This is a genomic window from Vreelandella boliviensis LC1 (assembly GCF_000236035.1).
Classification (GTDB): Bacteria; Pseudomonadota; Gammaproteobacteria; order Pseudomonadales; family Halomonadaceae; genus Vreelandella; species Vreelandella boliviensis.
Genome location: NZ_JH393263.1, coordinates 1 through 4,449, shown reverse-complemented (window position 1 = coordinate 4,449; position 4,449 = coordinate 1). Strand labels below are relative to the sequence as shown.

General features: G+C 51.9%; 4 protein-coding genes. 3 read left to right on the top strand and 1 reads right to left on the bottom strand.

The window, feature by feature from the left end; all coding sequences use genetic code 11:
• Positions 1-222: 222 nt before the first annotated feature.
• The gene (locus tag KUC_RS18890) at positions 223-1,044 is read left to right on the top strand and encodes a type IV toxin-antitoxin system AbiEi family antitoxin (RefSeq protein ID WP_040481795.1); all 822 of its coding nucleotides are present in this window, start codon (positions 223-225) and stop codon (positions 1,042-1,044) included.
• Complete coding sequence (locus KUC_RS18885; protein WP_007114864.1) at positions 1,034-1,951, top strand: nucleotidyl transferase AbiEii/AbiGii toxin family protein; 918 nt, start codon at positions 1,034-1,036, stop codon at positions 1,949-1,951. The genes KUC_RS18890 and KUC_RS18885 overlap by 11 nt, the downstream gene beginning before the upstream one ends.
• Positions 1,952-2,285: 334 nt before the next feature.
• On the opposite strand, the gene KUC_RS18880 is transcribed toward KUC_RS18885, so the two are convergent.
• Positions 2,286-2,903 (bottom strand): TetR/AcrR family transcriptional regulator, encoded by a 618-nt coding sequence (locus KUC_RS18880; RefSeq protein WP_007114863.1) that lies wholly within the window; start codon positions 2,901-2,903, stop codon positions 2,286-2,288.
• Positions 2,904-3,078: 175 nt separating this feature from the next.
• Here KUC_RS18880 and KUC_RS18875 point away from each other — a divergent pair, with 175 nt between their 5' ends.
• Positions 3,079-4,299 carry an MFS transporter gene (locus KUC_RS18875; RefSeq protein WP_007114862.1) on the top strand — a complete coding sequence of 407 codons (1,221 nt, stop codon included), beginning with the start codon at positions 3,079-3,081 and terminating at the stop codon, positions 4,297-4,299.
• Positions 4,300-4,449 lie beyond the last annotated feature (150 nt).

Sequence of the window (4,449 nt, the reverse complement as noted above, 5' to 3'; positions counted from 1 at the left end):
GGCGGCACGCTGGGCTGGGGCTTCAATACGCTGTGTTCTGCGGTGATTGGCTTTTTGGTGGGCTCGGTTGTGGTGGGGGCGTTGCACCTCATTCCCGTTAAGAAAGCGCAAAATATCTAAAATCTTTAAGAATCTGATATTTTGTTAACTCAAAGTACACCATATTTGATTTTTTCAAAGATAGCATGGCTGATTCTTTAGTAAAATGCTAATTTGTGAGCTATGAGTACACATAAAGAGCCAATACTAAAGAGCGTGCTTCACGCCATACCTTCAGGGTTCATGGTCGATACCGCATGGCTCGAAAGCCATGGTGTCAGCCGTTTCCTTGCTCGCAAATACGTCGATAACGGCTGGCTGGAGCGCGTTAACCGCGGTGTTTTCCGCCGCCCCGCGCCGAACGCAACAACGTCGGCCACCATCGATTGGAAAACCTGCCTGCTCTCCATGCAGTATATTATGCGCTATGACATCCATGTCGGCGGTACAACAGCGCTTTCTCAACAGGGCTACGATCACTATCTGCGTCTTGGCAGCAATGCACCCGTCTGGGTATATGGCGAGGCCACACCCAACTGGCTCAGCAAACTGCCACTAAACATACCACTTGAAACCCGTAGCACCTCGCTATTCGCCGACTCATCGCTTGGGTTGGCCAAGGACAACATCAACGCCGAAGGCACGCTGCCATGGGACTGGACGCTTAAAATGTCGGCACCCGAAAGGGCAATCATGGAAGCTATGGACGAGCTGCCCGACCATGAGAGTTTTCACAACCTCGATATGTTGTTTGAGAGCCTGACAACGCTGCGACCGAAACTACTGTCAGCGCTGCTGCATAGTTGTAAGAAGATCAAGGTAAAGCGGCTGTTCTTTGTTTTTGCAGATCGCCATGATCACCCCTGGCGCAAGCGCCTCGATCCAACAGAGTTCAACCTTGGGAGTGGCGACCGCGCGCTGGTAAAAGGGGGCAAGATACATCCGCGCTATAGGATTATGGTGCCTGAAGCATTTGTAGGGGCGGAGACAAACAATGGCACGTGAAACCTATGAAGCACAGGTCGCACTTCTTGTGCGTATTCTCCCGCATGTCGCCAAGGAAGATGTATTCGCACTCAAAGGCGGCACGGCGATAAACCTGTTCTATCGTGATCTTCCGCGTTTGTCGGTCGATATCGACCTGACTTACCTGCCGTTGAAAGATCGAATCGATAGCCTTTCAGAGATCAACAACGCGATGGATCGCATTGCGGGTGCCATTGAAGGCGGTATTGTTGGTGCCAAAACACAACGTATAAAGGGCGGCGGTGGTGGTGCCACTCGTCTTCTTACTCGCATGGGCGGTGTAGAGATCAAGATCGAAACCTCGCCAGTCACACGCGGCGTTGTTCATGATCCTGAAACGCTTACCGTCTCCGAAGCTGTTGAAGATGAGTTCGGCTACGCAGAGATGCAGGTTGTTTCCTTCGAAGATCTGTTCGGCGGTAAGTTAAACGCAGCCGTTGACCGTCAGCATCCGCGCGACCTTTACGATGTAAGGCTGCTTTACGATAACGAGGGCCTAACGGATGATCTATTTCGCACCTTTCTGATCTACATTGCGAGTTCGTCGCGCCCCGCCCATGAGCTCCTGAATCCGAACCCAATCGACCTTGATAAGCCTTACACCCAAGAATTTGAGGGAATGACGAGAGCCTCCGTCAGCCTCGAAGAACTCTTGAACACACGTCAACGATTGATTGCAGATATTCATTCACGCTTTGACGAGAACACAAAGCGATTCCTACTGAGCCTGCATGACGGTTCACCCGATTTTGATGTCATTGATCGCTCACGAGCAGCGGATCTGCCTGCCGTACGCTGGAAGCTTATCAATCTGGAAAAACTGAAAAACGAAAATGCCGCCAAACATGCTGTACATCGAGCCGAACTTGAGGCGCTACTCAGGTAATAGGGGACTAATCCCTTAACCACCACCGTTTTCTGCGGTGGATCGTATAGACGATACTGGTGGAGAATTAGAAGCCATCCAAGACGAATGTATCTGGCGTTGAACAACAAAGCTATTAGGTAATCCTCGCGTTCAATGGATGGAGTTGTCGAAAGACGTATTATGTTCACTATGAGTGAACAAAAAACACCAAAATTAAACTATTTGTTATTCCCCCTAGCGATAGGATAAGTGTCGCTCCTTTAATATTTTTTCTTAAATTTTTATCAGGGGGCCAGCACCCCTATGATCAGCGGCATCTCGAAGAAGCGAGACGTTCTATTTGAGAAAGTCCCTACCGCTCATTGCTTGCGGCGTCCCACAATTTCATGAGCTCGGTAATAGAGGTATTGAAGACCGATATCTTGACGCCGTCTCTCGCTGATATCGACACACCCAGCAGAAAACTACTGAAAGCCGTCCCCATGGCCTGAGCATCGGTTCCTTCGGCGAGCTCGCCCATAGCAATGCCACGCTCAACGCATCGTACAAACCCAGCATGAGTACGCGCACGTGAAACGGCCAACGGCTTTGTGACATGCGCATGCTCATGTTTTGGCGCACTCATGGTTCCTAAGGCCACCATGCAGCCTTTTGGGTGTCCCGATTCGCACTGCATTTTCGTCGAACGACGTAGCGTAAGTTCGACCGCTTCTCTGGGAGCTATTTCATCGTCCCATAGGGCGTCTGTCACGCGGGCATAGCTCTCCAGGTAGCATTGAACAGCCTCTTTGAACAAGGCTTCCTTGGATCCGAAAGCCGCATAAAAGCTTGGTGCAGAGATGCCGCCGCCGATCTGAGTTTTGAGCTGGCTTAGCGACGTTGTCTCATAACCCTGTTCCCAGAAAAGGTGCATCGCTTGCTCGATGGCTTGCTGCCGATCAAACGCTCTGGGACGCCCCATCTGTGCCATTTATTACTCCATTACGTCACTAAATACATATGAATTATATACTACTCGATACAAAACTTATTGACAATAATCTGCCTGGTGCCGCATATTTATACCGATCGATACATATGTTTCGCGCAATGCTCTGGGTGACTTCTGCCCAGCGCTAAACTTTATCTTCGAAAGGGTATTTTTTGTGGACTACTCATCTATTCAGGCGGAATCGGCTGCGGCTGATAAGCTTCCCATGTCCGCACTGCTGGCCTTGGCTATGACGGGCTTTATCTGCATCGTGACAGAAACGCTGCCTGCGGGCTTGTTACCTCAAATCAGTGACGGTCTCGGGATCAGCCAGGCGTTGGCAGGTCAAATGGTGACGGCGTATGCGCTGGGGTCGTTGTTAGCGGCGATTCCGTTGACGATTGCTACGCGTGGTTGGCGGCGACGTAACGTCTTGCTGCTCACCATTATCGGGTTCTTCGTTTTTAACTCGGTCACGGCGCTATCCAGTACCTATGGCCTAACGTTAGTTGCCCGCTTCTTTGCGGGTGTTGCCGCCGGGTTGGCTTGGAGTCTTCTCGCTGGTTATGCGAGACGGATGGTCGCTCCGCATCAGCAAGGGCGTGCAATGGCGGTAGCGATGGTCGGAATCCCCATTGCGTTATCGCTAGGGGTGCCTCTTGGAACTTACATGGGGTCGGTCGCTGGCTGGCGTACCGCTTTCTGGGTCATGTCCGCTTTGACGCTTATGTTGATTGTATGGGTTATTGCCAAGGTTCCAGACTATCCCGGACAGTCCGCCAGCGAGCGTATGCCATTGCGAAAAGTCTTTACGACACCTGGCGTGCGGCCAGTGCTTGCCGTGGTCTTAACGTGGATGCTGGCCCACAATATTCTCTACACCTACATTGCGCCGTTTGTGGGGGCAGCGGGACTCGGCGAAAGGATTGATCTGGTGCTATTAACCTTTGGTGCTGCGTCACTTGTCGGCATCTGGATTGCGGGAAAACTCGTGGACAGCCATTTGCGGGCCACGGTATTAGCAAGCCTTGCCGCCTTCGCGATAACCGCCTTCATCTTTGGTTTGAACACTCAAAATCCTGTTGTCGTCTACATCGGCGTTGCGGTGTGGGGCGTCACCTTCGGCGGTGCTGCCACACTGCTGCAAACCGCGTTGGCCGATACTGCTGGAAGTGGCGCTGACGTGGCGCTTTCGATGAATGTGGTGACATGGAACGCTGCGATTGCTGGCGGTGGAGTGGCTGGCGGTATGCTTCTTAATTCATGGGGTGTAGGCGCCTTCCCCTGGGCTCTGGTGGTCTTGCTTGGCGCCGCCTTCATCATCGCTTGCGCGGCTAGTTCACATGCTTTCAAATCAGGCCGCCGAAATGGAGAAACCCAGGTTGTTGAGCATTGAACCCAGGTTGCTCGGAGGCAACCCAGCCGCTGTATGCGTTACTATCTGCATCTGTTATTCACGGAGGAAACATCCATGGCCATAGGCGGCTTGATAGGATTACTGGATGACATTGCCGCATTGGCGAAGTTGTCCGCAGCATCATTGGAC